Below are 15,216 nucleotides of genomic sequence, written 5' to 3'. Positions count from 1 at the left end.
CCGAGGACCCACCCCCATGCGCTCAAAACCTGCACGCCGCCAAAGCGGTTTCACCCTGTTGGAAATGCTTGCCGTCATCGTGCTGCTGGGCATCGTCGCGACCATTGTGGTGCGCCAGGTCGGCGGTAACGTCGACAAGGGCAAATACGGCGCGGGCAAAGCGCAACTGGCCAGCCTGTCGATGAAAATCGAAAGCTACGGGCTGGATGTCGGCTCACCGCCCAAGACCCTGCAGCAGCTGGTCGAAAAACCCGGCAACAGCGCCGGTTGGGCCGGGCCATACGCCAAGCCGTCGGACCTCAAGGACCCGTTCGGCCATGCCTTCGGCTATCGCTTCCCCGGCGAGCACGGCGCGTTCGACCTGATCTTCTACGGCCAGGACGGCCAACCCGGCGGCGAAGGCTACAGCGCCGACCTGGGCAACTGGGAATAACCCATGGCCAGCGCCCAACGCGGCTTTACCCTGCTGGAGATGCTGGTGGTGATCGTCTTGATCAGCATCGCGGCCGGGTTGGTCGGGTTTGGCCTGCAACAAGGTCTGCGCGCAGCGAAAGAGCGCCAGGCGGTGGGGCAGATCGTCGAGGCGCTGCGCAGCACGCGGGCGCGGGCGATTGTCAGTGGCACCACGGAAAGTACCGTTTTCGATTTGCGCAACTTGAGCGTCCAGGCGCCCGGTCGCCCGAAACAGCACTGGCCGGCCGGTTTGCAAGTGACCCTGCACACCGCCGAGCAAGCGGGCTCGGCAGTGGATTTCTATCCCGATGGCAGCTCCACCGGCGGCAACCTGCTGCTGGCCAACGGCAGCCGGCGTTGGCGCATCGATATTGGCTGGCTGACCGGCAGCGTCCAGTCCAGGGCCCTGCCATGAAGCACCAGCGCGGTTTCACCCTGCTGGAAATGCTCGCCGCGCTGACGCTGATGGCGATCTGTAGCACGGTGCTGCTGGTCGCCTTTGGCCAAAGTGCACGCTCGCTATTGCAGGTGGCCCATAGCGACCGCCTCACCCATGCGGCCTTGAGCGTGATGGATCAGGAGGGCACGGGCCCGCTGGCGAGCGGCACGCGCCAGGGCGAAATGGACGGCGTCGCCTGGCAACTGCGCATTGCCCAACAGCCGAGCCGCATCGGCCAGGCGCACCTGTTTCGCCTGGACCTGAGCGTCAGCGAAGGCCCGCGCCAGGCGCAGTTCAGCACCTTGAAACTGCGTGCTGCCGGGGCCGGTTTGTGAAGCCTCGCCAGCAGGGTTTTACCCTGCTCGAAGTCATGATTGTGCTCAGCCTGCTGGGGGTGTTGCTGACGTTGGTTGGCGGCGCGTTGCTCGGTGCCAATCGCGCGGTGCTCAAGGCCCAGCGTTACACGGTCAGCCTGGACGAAATGCGTGCCGCCCAGCAGTTTTTGCGCACCGCCATCAGCGAGGCGTTACCGCTGGATGTGACCGAGGACGACAGCCAGGTCGATGGTTTTTTCACAGGCGAGCCGCAGCGCATGCAGTTTGTCGCGACCCTGCCCGGTGTGCTCGGCGGCGGCATTCAGCGTTTCACCCTGCAACTGACCGGGCCCGAGGCGCTGCGTGATTTGCAGGTGGCGTTCGCCCGGTTTGAGTCCCTGGCGCAAGTCAGCGTACCGGCCTCGCGCAGCGAGCCACAGGTGTTGCTCAGGGGCGTCGAAGACCTGCAATTGAGCTATCGCGGCCTGTCGCCCAAGGGGCAGGCCACCGGCTGGATCAGCGCGTGGCCGTGGCCCAAGCGCCTGCCCTACGCGGTGCGGATTGCCGCCCGGGTCAACGGTCCGGTGCCGTGGGTGACCCAGGTGGTGGCCTTGCGCTTGAACCTGTCCGGCGGGGCGCCCGAATGATCAGGCATCAACGCGGTGTGGCGCTGTTGCTGGTGCTGTGGGTGCTGGCCTTGCTCAGCCTGTTGCTCGGCGGATTGGCCGGCTGGGTGCAGTTGGAAACCCGCCAGGCCGCGTGGCATCGCCAGCATACCCAGGCGGTGCTGGCGGCAGAGGCGGGCGTGGCGCTGGCGATGCAAGCCGTGGCCGACCCGTCGCAGCGCAAGCAATGGATTGCCGACGGGCGTGAAATCCCGCTGGTGTTTGACGACGCGCAGTTGCACGTAAGTCTGCGCAGCGAGCGCGGCAAGTTGTACCTCAACAGCGCCGAGGTGGGCGATTTTGCTCGCCTGGCCCTGGCCTGCGGTGCCACCCAGGCCCAGGCCAAGCAATTGGCCAGGGACTTGGAGATGCGCCGCAACCAAGGCCTGGCGCCGTTTCGGGTGGTGGAAGAAGTCCGGCAGTTGCCGGGCATGACCCAGGCGCTGTACAGCGCGCTGGTGCCGGAAATCAGCCTGTGGAGTGGCCTGGACCGGCCCGACCCGGCCTTCGCCAGCCCGTTGATGCGCCACGCCCTCAACCTGCCACACGCCAGCGCGGTGGGTGCCGACCCCGGTGATGTGCTGGTGGTCAGCAGCCGCGCCCAACGCCCCGGCGGTTACCACGCCGAGCTGCAAGCCACGGTGTTATTGAGCCCCGCGCAAGGCAGCGCACAACCTTATCGAGTCCTACGTTGGCAAGAATGAATAAATACCTGGAGCCCGCCGTGCAGCGTTGGCAAGGCAGCCTGTTGCAACAGGGCTGGGACCTGTGGCTCAAGGAGCTGCGTGGCTGCCTGCCTGGCTGGTTATTGCCCCATGACATGCCCGAGCGCGTCTACCCATGGCCGGTCACTGCGCCTGTGCAAAAGCTCCCTGGCGAGGCACGCCAGGTGTTGTTGCTGGCACCAGACGCGGTGCTGGTGCAGAGCCTGCAATTGCCGGTGGCCGCCGCGCGCAACCTGTCGACGGTGGTCGGCTATGAACTGGACCGCTTCACCCCGTTCGACGCCGCCCAGCTGTACTTTGTCGCCCGTCAGGAACGCCGCACAGCCACCCATCTGCAGGTGACGCTGGTGGCAATCCTGCGCGAGCGCCTGGACCAGATCCTCGACGACTGCGCGGCCCTTGGCTTGCAACCCCACGCCGTGGATGTCTGCGACAGCGCGGGCGTGCCCATGGGCATCGATCTGCTGCCGGCGCCGTTGCGTCCGCGCCAGCGCCCGGCGGGCAAGGGCCTGCAACGCAGCCTGCCGTGGCTGTGCGGCGCCTTGCTGATTGCCGCCATGCTGCTGTGGCTCAACGATCGCCAGCGCGTACTCGACGCCATGCAACACAGCGTGCAGTCCCAGCGCGCCCAGGTCGCCGAAGTCCAGGCCCTGCGCCAGCAACTGCTCAATACCCGCGGCGCCGCGCAGTACTTGATCCGCCGCAAGGCCGCGCAGCCGCCCCTGGCCGCGCTGCTCAGCGAGCTGACCGCCTGCCTGCCGCCCGACACCTGGATCGACCAGTTGGAAGTCAACGACGGCGCCGACGTGTCCTTCTCCGGGCAAAGCGCCAAGGCCAGCGCGTTGATCACCCGCATCAAGAACTGCCGCAGCCTGGAAAACGCCCAGTTCGAAGGGGTGATCCAACCCGATGCGCAGACCGGCAAGGATCAGTTTTCCTTGCGCGCCCACCTGCACCAGGAGGCCGCCGATGCGCCGACCACTGACACCCCGTGAACGCCGTGGCGCCGCGTTGATCGCCCTCGCGCTGGTGCTCGGCGCCGCCTATTGGCTGTTGATCGACAGCTGGTTTGCCGGCCCGTTGCGCACCTTGGGCGAACAGGCCGAGCAACTGCGCGAACAGCAACAGCGCTACGCCGGCGTGTTGCGCCAGGGCGACAGCCTGCGCCAGCAACTCGAAGAAGCGCGCCAGGACCCGGCCAGCAGCACCAGCCTGTTGCCCGGCGATGACCCCAGCGCCGTGGCCGCCGACTTGATGCAGCGCATCGCCGACCTGATCAACAGCCGCGCCGGCCTCGGTGGCGGCTGCAGCCTGACCCAGCGCATGCCCATCACCCCTGAGCAAGACGATGCCGAGCCCTATCGCCAAGTCAAAGTCAGCCTGACCCTCAACTGCGCCATCGAGCCCTTGACCGCGATCCTGCATGAGCTGGAGTACCAGCGGCCGTTTCTGTTTGTCGATGAAATGAGCATCCGCCGCGCCCCGAACGCCCCCGCCAGTGGCGGCGCCGGCAAGCTGGTGGTGCACCTGTTGGTGCGCGGCTACCTGCAACCGGCCGCCGCCGCGCAGGTGCGCCGATGATCAGCACCTTGCGTCCCCTGGAATGGGGTTTGATCGGCGTGGCCGGGCTGTTGGGTGTGCTCATGGCCGGCATCCTCAGCAGCCTCGGCGACGCGCCGCAGTGGTTACCGCCGCCCGCGCCCGATAGCCGCGCCAATGCCTCGGCCAAGGTGCTGGTGGCCCCGAGCGCGACCCTGGACAGCCTGGCCGGTACGTGGCAGGCGCCGTTGTTCAGCCCCGACCGCAGCCCCGACCGCGCGGTGGGCCAAGGCGCTGTCTCCAGCCTGTCGAGCCTCACGCTGACTGGTATCGTCCTCGACGGAGACCTGCGCGTGGCGTTGCTCAAGCGCGCCGACGGCCCACCCTTGAAAGTCCACCAGGACCAGACCCTGCCCAACGGCTGGCGCCTGGAACACCTGACCCCCCGCGACGCCCGTTTCGTACTTGACGGCCGCAGCCAGACCTTGAGCCTGCGGGCCCTGCGTTTGCCGCCGCCGTCCAGCACACCGCCGATTACCCTTCCTCACGAGTCCACCCCTTGATCGATACTTTCCCTGGCGCCTTGCGCACCACCGCATTTTGCCTGGCCACCGCCGTCGCCCTCGGTGGCTGCGGGACATTCCCCGAGCACCTCGACCCGGACGAGGCCCTGCTGCACGAAGCGATGCAGGGCACCGGCTCACAACGTCCGCCCGTGGACCCGGCCAGTGAACAAACCCCGGTCGACAACGGCCAGTCCCAGGCAAAAACGCCGCCTCAGCGCCAACTGATTCGCGGCAACCAGCAGTTCGTGCGCCAACCGGTTGCGGCGGCGTCTGCGAAGGAGGAGGGCGGTGGCGACATCGTGTTCAACTTTGCCGACCAGCCGATTGAAGCGGTGATCAACAGCGTGATGGGCGATCTGCTGCACGAGAACTACAGCATCGCCCAGGGCGTGAAGGGCAACGTCAGCTTCTCCACCTCCAAACCGGTGAACAAACAGCAGGCATTGTCGATTCTGGAAACCCTGCTGTCCTGGACCGACAACGCGATGATCAAGCAGGGCAGTCGTTATGTGATCCTGCCGGCCAACCAGGCGGTGGCGGGCAAGCTAGTGCCGGAAATGCGTGTGTCGCAACCGTCCAGCGGCCTGTCGGCGCGGCTGTTTCCACTGCGCTACATCTCTGCCACTGAAATGCAGAAACTGCTCAAGCCGTTCGCCCGGGAAAATGCATTCTTGCTGGTGGACCCGGCGCGCAATGTGCTGAGCCTGGCCGGTACCCCCGAGGAACTGGCCAACTACCAGGACACCATCGACACCTTTGACGTGGATTGGCTCAAAGGCATGTCCGTCGGCGTGTTCGGCCTGCAACGGGCCTCGGTGGCCGAGTTGATGCCCGAACTGCAAAAGATGTTCGGCCCCGACAGCGGCATGCCGTTGGCGGGCATGGTGCGATTCCTGCCGATCGAGCGCACCAACTCGGTGGTAGCGATTTCTTCGCAACCGCAATACTTGAGTGAAGTCGGCGACTGGATTCACACCATCGACGAAGGCGGCGGCAACGAGCCGCAGATGTACGTGTACGACGTGCGCAATATGAAGGCCAGCGACCTCGCCAAGTACTTGCGGCAGATCTACGGCAGCGGCGCGATCAAGGACGACACCCCGGCCAAGGTCGCCCCCGGTTTGCGCACCGCGACCTTGTCGTCGCCGGGCACCAATAGCACGTCCGGCAGCGCCCCGGGTGGGCTGAATACCACCCAGCCGGTGGTCGATGACGAAGCGCAGGAGCCCGAAGCCGAAGACAGCGCCGAACCGCAAACCACCGAAGGCGCCCCGGCCAAAAGCCTCGACGCCGGCACGCGCATTACCGCGCAGAAAAGCAGTAACCAACTGCTGGTGCGCACCCGTCCGGTGCAGTGGAAAGAGATCGAATCGGCGATCAAACGCCTCGACAATCCGCCGCTGCAAGTGCAGATCGAGACGCGCATTCTTGAGGTCAAACTCAGCGGTGAACTGGACCTCGGCGTGCAGTGGTACCTGGGACGCCTGGCGGGCAATTCCACCAGCACCACCGTGGCCAACGCCTCCGGCAGCCAAGGTGCACTGGGCGGTGGCGGGGCCGGGTTGGGGGCGGCGGATTCGTTGTTCTATTCCTTCGTCAGCTCCAACCTGCAAGTGGCGCTGCATGCCCTGGAAACCAATGGCCGCACCCAGGTGCTGTCGGCGCCGTCGCTGGTGGTGATGAACAACCAGCCGGCGCAGATTCAGGTGGGGGACAACATTCCCATCAGCCAGACCACTGTGAATACCGGTACTTCAGACACCACGTTGAGCAGTGTTGAATATGTGCAGACCGGGGTGATCCTGGATGTAGTGCCGAGGATCAATCCGGGTGGGTTGGTGTACATGGATATTCAACAACAGGTCAGTGATGCACAGGACCAGGCGTCCACTGGCAGCGATACGCCGACGAACCCGCGTATCTCCACGCGCTCGGTGTCGACCCAGGTGGCGGTGCAGAGTGGGCAGACGGTGTTGTTGGGGGGGTTGATCAAGCAGGACAACGCGGAGTCGGTGAGTGCGGTGCCGTATCTGGGCAAGATTCCTGGGTTGCGGTGGTTGTTTGGGAATACCAGCAAGTCCAAGGATCGGACCGAACTGATCGTTTTGATTACACCTAGAGTGATTACCAGCAGCAGCCAGGCCAGGCAGGTGACGGATGATTATCGGCAGCAGATGCAGCTGTTGAAGCCGGCGAAAAACTGAAGGAATGCAATTGAGACGATGGGAGGGGGGCTTGCCCTGATGCCAGTCATGCAAGAGATAGAGCGGGCGAGAAGTAACCGGTGGCGAGGGCGCTGGCGACTATCTAACTGGCACCCCGCGAGCTAAATGTGGGAGGGGGCTTGCCCCCGATGGCGGCCTGACAGCCGACCAGAATGTTGGATCTGACCGAGTACATATCCGTTGCTGCGGTAACGGCTATCTACGGATTATCCTGATGAAGTTGCTTAGAGACCTATGTTGCGATGGCAATGTCATTGGCTAGCGAAGCGGCAACATCAACGTAATCGGCGATAGCCCTGGGCACGGTATGAACCCTGCGTACTTGGTATAAAAGCTCGAAAGGCGCTCGTTCAGTGGATGAACAATCAGTGCGCTGGACCCGATGGCATTCGAGGCGCTGATGGCGCGCTCAATGGCGTCCTGCAGCAGGTCGATGGCATAGCCCTGGCCTTGAGCCGCTTGAGTAATACCCATGCGCCCCAGCAGGGTTACAGGATGAACGCTTGGCGAATTGCGTTGATGGTTCTTCGGGGCGATATTCGCGCGGGCGATGGAACCACTCGAGAGCGTGTAATACCCCATGACAATCGAGGTGTCCTTGCGGCAGACGACGTAAACCACAGCTTGTTTGGCTGCCTGAGCCTTACGCGCCTGCCTGTGCAGGTAATCGTCGATCGACCGTTCACCTGAATCGAATTGATCCAGGATGTGTTCGCCGTTCAGCTTTTCGGGGGCCCTCAGCTCCACCTTTTGGGTCTTTCGAGAAGTTGATGCAGGCATTCGTTACCTCGTATCGGGTTGGCATCCATGGCCTGTTCGAATGCGTCAAATGCGACGTCGTCAAGAAGGAACAGACGCTTATCCAGGATGACTTCTTCTGCTTTTTGGCAAGCAGCCTCCAGAATGAAGCTGGTCCGATCCCGACCGGACAGGGCCGCCGCCAGATCGATCAGGTTGCGCTTTCTTTCGTCCGCTCTCATGTTGATCGGAACGGGTTTGGGTTTTTCAATAATTGCAGCCATGCTGGGTTCCCACCTTGGAAGGGTTGTTTTCAGGTCTTAGCCTCCTCGGGTGGATAGTAAGGTGCCTGTGTATCTTATGTCTATACGCGTATATCTGTTGGATATACGTTTCTGCGTGTCAAATAGACGTTCAACTGCGCTTTCAATCCGCCGAAAACGCAGCAATTCTCCATAAACTCATTGCCTTTTCCTGATGGAATTCTCCCTTCAATGCGTTGTTGATCATGCTGGATCCCAAAAAAACATTATTTAAATGAATGAAAAATATAAAAAATAATAAAATTAGAGAATATTAGCTTATACCAAAACAGCATTATATTTCCCCAACCCATTCCGTTATGTTTGATCGCAACAGCCTACCCCTGACCTCGGATGGTACCCAGCGTAATCAAGATTCTGCGCGCCATAACCGGGTGATCATCCCCCGCAGCAGAATCGTTGGAAGGGAGTTCAACGTATGTTGCCAATTCAACCCCCGCACTCGCCCTAACCCCAAATCGCCGCAACACGCCCAAAAAAACCGAGCACCGCGCCCCGCCGCGTGAGTGCCCGACTTCGCGATTTGGAAAGACAGGCACGCCCATGAAACAAACGCTGAAACCCACCACCCTCCTGACACTGGCCGTCCTGGCCAACGCCGCCCACGCCCAGGACGACAGCACCCTGTCCACCGTGGTGGTCACCGGCAACCGTGGCGCCGAGCAGCGCACGGTCACCAGCAGCCCGGTGCCGATTGATGTGGTCAGCGCCAAGCAACTGCAAAGCACCGGCAAGCCCGGTTTGATGGAGGCGTTGAGCGCGGTGATCCCATCGCTCACCCTGCCGGAAAAAACCGGTTGGGACGCCAGCGGCATTGCCCGCGCTCCCAACCTGCGGGGCATGAGTGCCGCCGAAGTGCTGGTGCTGGTCAATGGCAAACGTCGCCACTCCGCGGCCACGTTGAACATCAACGGCATCAACACTGGCGCCGCGCCGGCCGACCTGGACCTGATCCCCATCAGCGCCATCGACCATGTGGAAGTGCTGCGCGACGGCGCCGCCGCGCAGTACGGCTCCGACGCCATTGCCGGGGTGATCAACGTGATCCTCAAGGCCGATACCAGCGGCACGTCGGTGACCAACGCGGGCCTTGGCTACGACGGCAAAAAGCAGACCGTGCAACAAAGCCTCAACAAGGGTTTTGAAATCGGCAACGGCGGCATCGTGCAACTGGCACTGGATGCGCGCAGCCAGAACGATGACAACAAGGCCAGCGCCAACGGCTACACCTATGCCCAAGCCTATGAGCAGGCGGGGCGTTCCACCTATGGCGGGTACGGCACGCCGAAGACCAACCTGCTGACCCTGGGCTACAACGCCGAGCTGCCGATCGACGACGATTTGAGCCTGTATTCGTTCACCACCTATTCGCGGCGCAAGGCCGAGCAGGGGCAGAATTTCCGCCTGCCGACCATCACCAACACCATCACCACCGGGCCCAATGGCTACCCCGGCGGCTACACGCCGACCTGGTACATCGACGAAGACGACTTCCAGGCCGCGTTCGGCGGCAAAGGCACCGTCGGCGAGTGGGACTGGGATTTGTCCACCACTTACGGGCGCAACGAAGCGGAGCAGGGCACCACCCATAACCAGAACCCGTCGTTGGGCGAGGCCACGCCGAACAGCTTTACCTCCGGTACCTGGATCAGCACCGAGCTGACCACCAACCTCGACTTCAAGCGCGGCTTCGATATCGGCCTGCAAAAGCCGCTGGATGTGAGCTATGGCTTCGAGCATCGGCGCGATACCTATGAAGTGCAGGCCGGTGACTACGAGTCCTACGCCAACGGTGGCTACTGCGTGGCGCCGGGCAATTGCGCCTCAAGCGGGGCGCAGGTCACCAACGGCATTTCACCGGATGAAGAAAGCAGTGCCTCGCGCAACAGCCTGGCCAGCTACGTCGACGTGGGTTTCAACCCGGTGCCGGACTGGTACGTGGGCACCGCGTTTCGCTACGAGCATTACAACCAGGGCGTCGGCGCCACCCGCAGCGGCAAGTTGACCACCCGCTACGATTTCACACCGCAATTCGCGGTGCGTGCCACGGTAAGCAATGGCTTCCGTGCGCCGTCCCTGGCCAACAGCCTGTTCAGTGCGCGTTCCACCACCTATGGCGTGGTGGACGGGGTGTATCAGTCAATCAACTACGGCGTGCTGCCCACCGGTTCGGCGGCGGCCCAGGCCCTGGGCGCCCAGGATCTGAAGCCCGAGCGCTCGACCAACTTCAGCCTCGGTTTCACCCTCACGCCCACCGACCGCCTGAGCTTCACCGCCGACGCCTACGTGATCAACCTGCGTGACCGCATCACCCTGACCGGCACCTTGCTCGGCCCGGAAATTACCCAGGTGCTGCAAGGCAACGGCATCACCTCCACCTCCGGCGGCCAGTACTTTATCAACGGCGCCGACACCCGCACCAAAGGCCTCGATCTGGTCGGTAACTACAGCCAGGACCTGGGCCAATACGGCGCGCTGAAGTGGACCGCAGCGTTCAACTGGAACCAGACCAAAATCCTCAACTACAAGGAATCCACCACGATCCTGGGCACGTCCTACGACCTGATGGATCGCCAGGCACGCAACCTGATCACCGGCGTGCAGCCCAGCACCAAGCTGATCCTGGGCGGTGACTGGAGCTTCGGCCGCTTCAACCTCAACCTGGCCTTGACCCGCTACGGCGCCTACAAAGAGGTCAACGTCTCTGCCGACCGCAGCCTCGACCGGGTCTACGCGGCCAAGTGGATCACCGATCTCGACCTTGGCTACAACCTCACCAAAGACCTCAACGTGGCCATCGGCGCCAAGAACCTGTTCGACGTCTACCCCAAGAAACAAGGCGTGCCCAGCAGCACCATGGTCAGCAGCTACGGCACTTATTCGCCCTACGGATTCACCGGCGGGTACTACTACACCCGCTTGACCTATGCCTTCTGAGGCCGAGGAATACACCATGCCTATCGTCGCCAAACCCTATGACCTGATTGACCCACCCCGCGTGGTTCGCCAGGCCCGTGTCGCCACACCGATCAAAGCCCTGCAAGTGGTGCCCGCCCGCCATCCGTGGCGTTGGGCCGGGTCGATCTTTGCTGCGCTGGTGCTGCTCGCCATTGCGCATTCCCTGGCCACCAACCCGCGTTGGGAGTGGGGCGTGTTCGGCCAGTGGTTCTTCTCGCCGTCGGTGCTGCGCGGGCTGGGGCAGACGTTGTTGCTGACGCTGCTGAGCACGGTGTTCAGCGTGATCCTCGGCACGGCGCTGGCCCTGGCGCGGCTGTCGGGCTCGCCGCTGCTGGCGGCACTGGCCTGGGGCTACATCTGGTTTTTCCGTTCGATGCCGGCGTTGCTGGTGCTGATCATCCTGTACAACTTTGCCTACCTGTATGACCACATCGTGCTCGGCGTGCCGTTCACGGGCGTGGTGTTTGCCGAGTGGTCGACGGTGGACGTGCTCAGCCAGTTCACCACGGCGGTCCTCGGTTTGAGCCTGATGCAGGCAGCCTACGCGGCGGAGATCATTCGCGGCGGCCTGATCGGTGTCGACGCCGGCCAGCATGAAGCGGCGGCAGCCCTGGGCTTGCCCGTATCACGACGCATCTTCCGGGTCATCCTGCCCCAGGCGCTGCGTTCGATCCTGCCGTCGGGGTTCAACGAAATCATCGGCCTGGTCAAGGGCACGTCCATCGTCTACGTGCTGGCCTTGCCGGAGCTGTTCTACACCGTGCAGGTCATCTACAACCGCACCCAGGCGGTGATCCCGCTGCTGATCGTGGCTACCGTGTGGTACCTGATCATCACCACCGTGCTCACCAGCGCCCAGTATTACGTCGAGCGGCATTTCGCACGGGGCACGGCACGGGTGTTGCCGCCCACGCCGTTGCAGCGCCTGCGCGGCTGGCTCAAGGAGAAATCCCATGAGTGAAGCGCGCGCAGGACGTATCCAGATCCAGGGCGTGGGCAAGCGCTTTGGCAGCCAGCAGGTGCTCAAGGGCATCGACCTGACCATCGACCCGGGCAAGGTCACGGTGATTCTCGGGCCGTCCGGCTCCGGCAAGTCCACCTTGCTGCGCACCATCAACCACCTGGAGAAAATCGACAGCGGCCACATCACCATCGACGGTGAATACGTCGGCTATCGGCGCAAGGGCGACCTGCTGTACGAGCTCAAGGAACGCGAGATTCTCAAGCGTCGCATCGACGTGGGTTTCGTGTTCCAGAACTTCAACCTGTTCCCGCACCTCACCGCCTGGGAAAACGTTGCCGAAGCGCCTTTGGCCCACAAACGCTGGAGCAAGGCCGAGGCGCCGGCCAAGGCGGCTGAGCTATTGGCCAAGGTCGGCCTGGGGGACAAGGCCGATGCCTATCCGCGCCAGCTCTCCGGCGGCCAGCAACAGCGCGTCGCCATCGCCCGCGCCCTGGCGCTGGACCCGAAGGTGCTGCTGTTCGACGAGCCCACGTCGGCCCTCGACCCCGAGCTGGTGGGTGAAGTCCTCGACGTGATCAAGGGCCTGACCCAACTGGGCGTGACCCTGGTGATCGTCACCCACGAGATCGGCTTCGCCCGCGAAGTGGCCGACCACGTGGTGTTTCTCTGCGACGGCCAATTGATCGAAGAGGGCCCGCCCGAACAGATCTTCCGCCAACCCCGACATCCCCGCACCCAGGCCTTTCTCGGCAAGGTGCTTTAGTTCAAGGAGTGACTGCCCATGTTTATCACCACTGCTCGCGTGGCCTTATTGGCGCTTGCCGTCAGTACCGCGCAAAGCGCGTTTGCCGTGCAACAGGTCGACCTCAGCCCCGACCGCGTGCGCATCCATGTGCCGCGCAACGAGGCGGCTATCGCGCAGATCCCGCCGGGCTTCAAGTTCGCCCAGCCGGGCAAGTTCACCGTGGCCGTGTCCGGCGTGGCCGGGCCGCCCCTGGCGCTGCTGGCCAGCGATGACAAGACCACCATCGGCAGCGAAGCCGACACCGCGCAACTGGTGGCTGACAGCCTCGGCCTGCAACTCAACGTGGTGCAGACCAGTTGGGAGGATTGGCCCCTGGGCGTCAGCTCGGGCAAGTACGACGCGGTGATCAGTAACGTCACCGTGACCGAGGCGCGCAAGAAGCGTTTCGACTTCGCCACTTATCGCCAGGATGTGCTGGGGTTTTACGTAAAGGCCACCAGCAAGATCACCGAGATCAAACAGGCCGAGGACATCGCCGGGCTGAAGATCATCGTCGGCTCCGGCACCAATCAGGAAAAAGTCCTGCTGGCCTGGAACGAAGCAAACGAAAAGGCCGGCCTCAAGCCCGCGCTGTTGCAGTACTTCGACGACCAGGCTGCCGCGCAATTGGCGGTGCAGTCCGGACGCAGCGACGCGCTGTTCGGGCCTAACTCGGTCTACGCCTATTCGGCGGCAATCACCGGTGGCATCAAGCGTGTCGGCACGGTCAACGGTGGCTGGCCGTTGCAGGCCGATATTGCCGTGACCACGCGCAAGGACAACGGCCTGGTCAAACCGATCCACACCGCCCTGGAAGGCGCGATTGCCGGCGGCCAATACGAGCAGGTGCTGCAACGCTGGGGCCTGGACGTGGAGCGCGTCGACAAGTCGCTGATCAACCCACCGGGCCTGCCGGATTAAGGAGCAATCGACATGGGACTGACACGACGTGAAGCGCTGTCGAGCATTGCGGCGGTAGGCGGCGAAACAGCCGTCAAGGATGCACTGGCGGTATTGGGACTGGGGCCGTCATCGCACCGCCGCCCGCAACCGTTGAAGTTGAAGGAAGGCCTGGGGCAGGGCACCCGTGTGCTGGTGCTGGGCGCCGGGATCGCCGGGCTGGTCAGTGCCCTGGAGCTGATCCGCGCCGGGTTTGACGTGCAGGTACTGGAGGCCCGCGAGCGGGTCGGCGGGCGCACCTGGACCCTGCGCCATGGCGACCGCGTGGACTACAAGGATGGTCGTACGCAAACGGCGGCGTTCGACCAGGGGCATTACTTCAACGCAGGTCCTGCACGAATCCCCAGCCAGCACCGTACGATCCTCGACTATTGCAGCGAACTGGGCGTACCCCTGGAAGTGCTGGTCAACAGCAGCCATGGCGCGCAAGTGCGGCCCGATGTGCAACAGCCGGCGTTCAGCGTCGGCCAGGCGATCAACGATGCGCGCGGGCACTTGTCCGGTTTGCTGGCCAAAGCGGTGCAGCGTGATGCCCTCGATGATGTGCTGAGTGTTGAGGAGCGCACGCGGTTGCTGGCGTTTTTGCGGGTGTATGGCGACTTGTCCCAGGAATTGGCCTTCGAGGGCACGATCCGTTCGGGGCACCTTGAGTCTCCCGCACACCCGGGCGCCTTGCCCGCCAGTCGCAGCCCGTTGTCGCTGGATCAACTGCTGCACCCGGAGCTGTGGGGCGCGTTGCTGCACACCGAGTTTCCGGAGTTTTCGGCGACCATGTTCCAACCGGTCGGCGGCATGGACCGCATCACCGACGCCTTCTACCAGCGCGTGCGTGACCATGTGCAGCCAGGTGCCGTGGTCCGCCAGATCCGTCAATTGGAAGACGGCGTAGCGGTGACCTATCACGACCGGCACAGCGGCCGCGAACAGGTGGTGCGTGCCGATTATCTGATCTCGACCCTGCCGTTGCCGCTGCTGGCCAAACTCGACACTGACTTCAGCGACCCGATCAAAGCCGCGCTGCGCAGCACCCGCAGCGACCAGGCAACCAAAGTGGCGTGGCAATCCCCGCGCTTCTGGGAAACCGACTACCGCACCTACGGCGGCCTGTCGTGGATCGAGCATCCGGCGCGCCTGCTGTGGTACCCGAGTAACGACCTCAACACCCGCGAGGGCCTGCTGGTGGCGGGCTACGTGACGGGCGAGGGCGCCGATGTATTTGGTGCCAAACCCTTCGCCGAGCAGTACGCCGCGTCCAAGGAAGCCGTGGAGCTGCTGCACCCCGGCTACTCCAAACACCTGCGCCACCCCCTGGCGGTGACCTGGGAACAGATCCCCTTCAGCGAGGGCCCATGGCTGCAACGCGAACACTTCCCGGCCGACGCCAGCAGCCTGCTCGAAGCCGGCCACGGCCGCGTGTATTTCGCCGGTGATGGCCTGGTGCAAAGCGGGGTTGGCATCTGGCAGGAATCGGCGGCCAACTCGGCGCGGCATGTGATCGCGCAACTGGCCGAACGCGTTACCCAACAACGACAGGTCGCGGCACTCGCCGCCTCTTAAGGAGAC

Annotated in this window: 16 protein-coding genes; 14 read left to right on the top strand and 2 right to left on the bottom strand. The window is 63.6% G+C overall.

Annotated elements, in window-relative coordinates; all coding sequences use genetic code 11:
• Positions 1 to 16: 16 nt before the first annotated feature.
• Genes gspG through gspD form a run of 9 tightly spaced genes read left to right on the top strand, consistent with a single transcriptional unit; the run spans position 17 to position 6,905 of the window.
• On the top strand, positions 17 to 433 hold the full coding sequence (gene gspG, locus AB3G88_RS17185; protein ID WP_095185610.1) for a type II secretion system major pseudopilin GspG: 417 nt from the start codon (positions 17 to 19) through the stop codon (positions 431 to 433).
• A gap of 3 nt (positions 434 to 436) precedes the next feature.
• Positions 437 to 868, top strand: coding sequence for a type II secretion system protein (locus AB3G88_RS17180; protein WP_112196083.1), 432 nt, complete (start codon positions 437 to 439; stop codon positions 866 to 868).
• Positions 865 to 1,227, top strand: coding sequence for a prepilin-type N-terminal cleavage/methylation domain-containing protein (locus AB3G88_RS17175; RefSeq protein WP_099586538.1), 363 nt, complete (start codon positions 865 to 867; stop codon positions 1,225 to 1,227). Before AB3G88_RS17180 ends, AB3G88_RS17175 begins: the two co-directional genes overlap by 4 nt.
• Positions 1,224 to 1,853 (top strand): prepilin-type N-terminal cleavage/methylation domain-containing protein, encoded by a 630-nt coding sequence (locus AB3G88_RS17170; protein ID WP_480450885.1) that lies wholly within the window; start codon positions 1,224 to 1,226, stop codon positions 1,851 to 1,853. The genes AB3G88_RS17175 and AB3G88_RS17170 overlap by 4 nt, the downstream gene beginning before the upstream one ends.
• Complete coding sequence (locus AB3G88_RS17165) at positions 1,850 to 2,575, top strand: general secretion pathway protein GspK (protein WP_112196081.1); 726 nt, start codon at positions 1,850 to 1,852, stop codon at positions 2,573 to 2,575. The genes AB3G88_RS17170 and AB3G88_RS17165 overlap by 4 nt, the downstream gene beginning before the upstream one ends.
• Entirely contained in the window at positions 2,572 to 3,591 is a 1,020-nt protein-coding gene (locus tag AB3G88_RS17160; RefSeq protein WP_480450882.1) for a PilN domain-containing protein, read from the top strand. The genes AB3G88_RS17165 and AB3G88_RS17160 overlap by 4 nt, the downstream gene beginning before the upstream one ends.
• Entirely contained in the window at positions 3,566 to 4,177 is a 612-nt protein-coding gene (gene gspM / locus AB3G88_RS17155; protein WP_112196079.1) for a type II secretion system protein GspM, read from the top strand. The genes AB3G88_RS17160 and gspM overlap by 26 nt, the downstream gene beginning before the upstream one ends.
• Positions 4,174 to 4,698, top strand: a complete 525-nt coding sequence (locus AB3G88_RS17150; protein ID WP_099586542.1) for a general secretion pathway protein GspN — start codon at positions 4,174 to 4,176, stop codon at positions 4,696 to 4,698. The genes gspM and AB3G88_RS17150 overlap by 4 nt, the downstream gene beginning before the upstream one ends.
• Positions 4,695 to 6,905, top strand: a complete 2,211-nt coding sequence (gene gspD / locus AB3G88_RS17145) for a type II secretion system secretin GspD (RefSeq protein WP_480450879.1) — start codon at positions 4,695 to 4,697, stop codon at positions 6,903 to 6,905. Before AB3G88_RS17150 ends, gspD begins: the two co-directional genes overlap by 4 nt.
• 279 nt (positions 6,906 to 7,184) lie before the next feature.
• Here gspD and AB3G88_RS17140 read toward each other — a convergent pair whose 3' ends face one another.
• Positions 7,185 to 7,706 (bottom strand): GNAT family N-acetyltransferase, encoded by a 522-nt coding sequence (locus AB3G88_RS17140; RefSeq protein WP_480450877.1) that lies wholly within the window; start codon positions 7,704 to 7,706, stop codon positions 7,185 to 7,187.
• Positions 7,664 to 7,948 carry a type II toxin-antitoxin system TacA family antitoxin gene (locus AB3G88_RS17135; RefSeq protein ID WP_099586545.1) on the bottom strand — a complete coding sequence of 95 codons (285 nt, stop codon included), beginning with the start codon at positions 7,946 to 7,948 and terminating at the stop codon, positions 7,664 to 7,666. The genes AB3G88_RS17140 and AB3G88_RS17135 overlap by 43 nt, the downstream gene beginning before the upstream one ends.
• A 582-nt stretch (positions 7,949 to 8,530) precedes the next feature.
• Between AB3G88_RS17135 and AB3G88_RS17130 the strand changes: the two genes are divergently transcribed.
• The 5 genes from AB3G88_RS17130 to AB3G88_RS17110 are packed head-to-tail and all read left to right on the top strand — an operon-like array spanning position 8,531 to position 15,210.
• Positions 8,531 to 10,924 carry a TonB-dependent receptor plug domain-containing protein gene (locus AB3G88_RS17130; RefSeq protein WP_480450875.1) on the top strand — a complete coding sequence of 798 codons (2,394 nt, stop codon included), beginning with the start codon at positions 8,531 to 8,533 and terminating at the stop codon, positions 10,922 to 10,924.
• Between the two features lie 16 nt (positions 10,925 to 10,940).
• Positions 10,941 to 11,906, top strand: coding sequence for an amino acid ABC transporter permease (locus AB3G88_RS17125; RefSeq protein WP_480450873.1), 966 nt, complete (start codon positions 10,941 to 10,943; stop codon positions 11,904 to 11,906).
• A complete protein-coding gene (locus AB3G88_RS17120; RefSeq protein WP_480450871.1) occupies positions 11,899 to 12,672 on the top strand; it encodes an amino acid ABC transporter ATP-binding protein in 774 nt (257 codons plus the stop codon). Before AB3G88_RS17125 ends, AB3G88_RS17120 begins: the two co-directional genes overlap by 8 nt.
• A gap of 18 nt (positions 12,673 to 12,690) precedes the next feature.
• Positions 12,691 to 13,614, top strand: coding sequence for an ABC transporter substrate-binding protein (locus tag AB3G88_RS17115; protein WP_099586549.1), 924 nt, complete (start codon positions 12,691 to 12,693; stop codon positions 13,612 to 13,614).
• A gap of 12 nt (positions 13,615 to 13,626) precedes the next feature.
• Positions 13,627 to 15,210: a flavin monoamine oxidase family protein gene (locus tag AB3G88_RS17110; protein ID WP_191946443.1), complete on the top strand. Its 1,584-nt coding sequence runs from the start codon at positions 13,627 to 13,629 to the stop codon at positions 15,208 to 15,210.
• Positions 15,211 to 15,216: the final 6 nt, after the last annotated feature.

Source organism: Pseudomonas arvensis (assembly GCF_056688935.1).
Note: the sequence above shows the minus strand (reverse complement) of the source record. Positions and strands in the feature narration are given on the sequence as shown.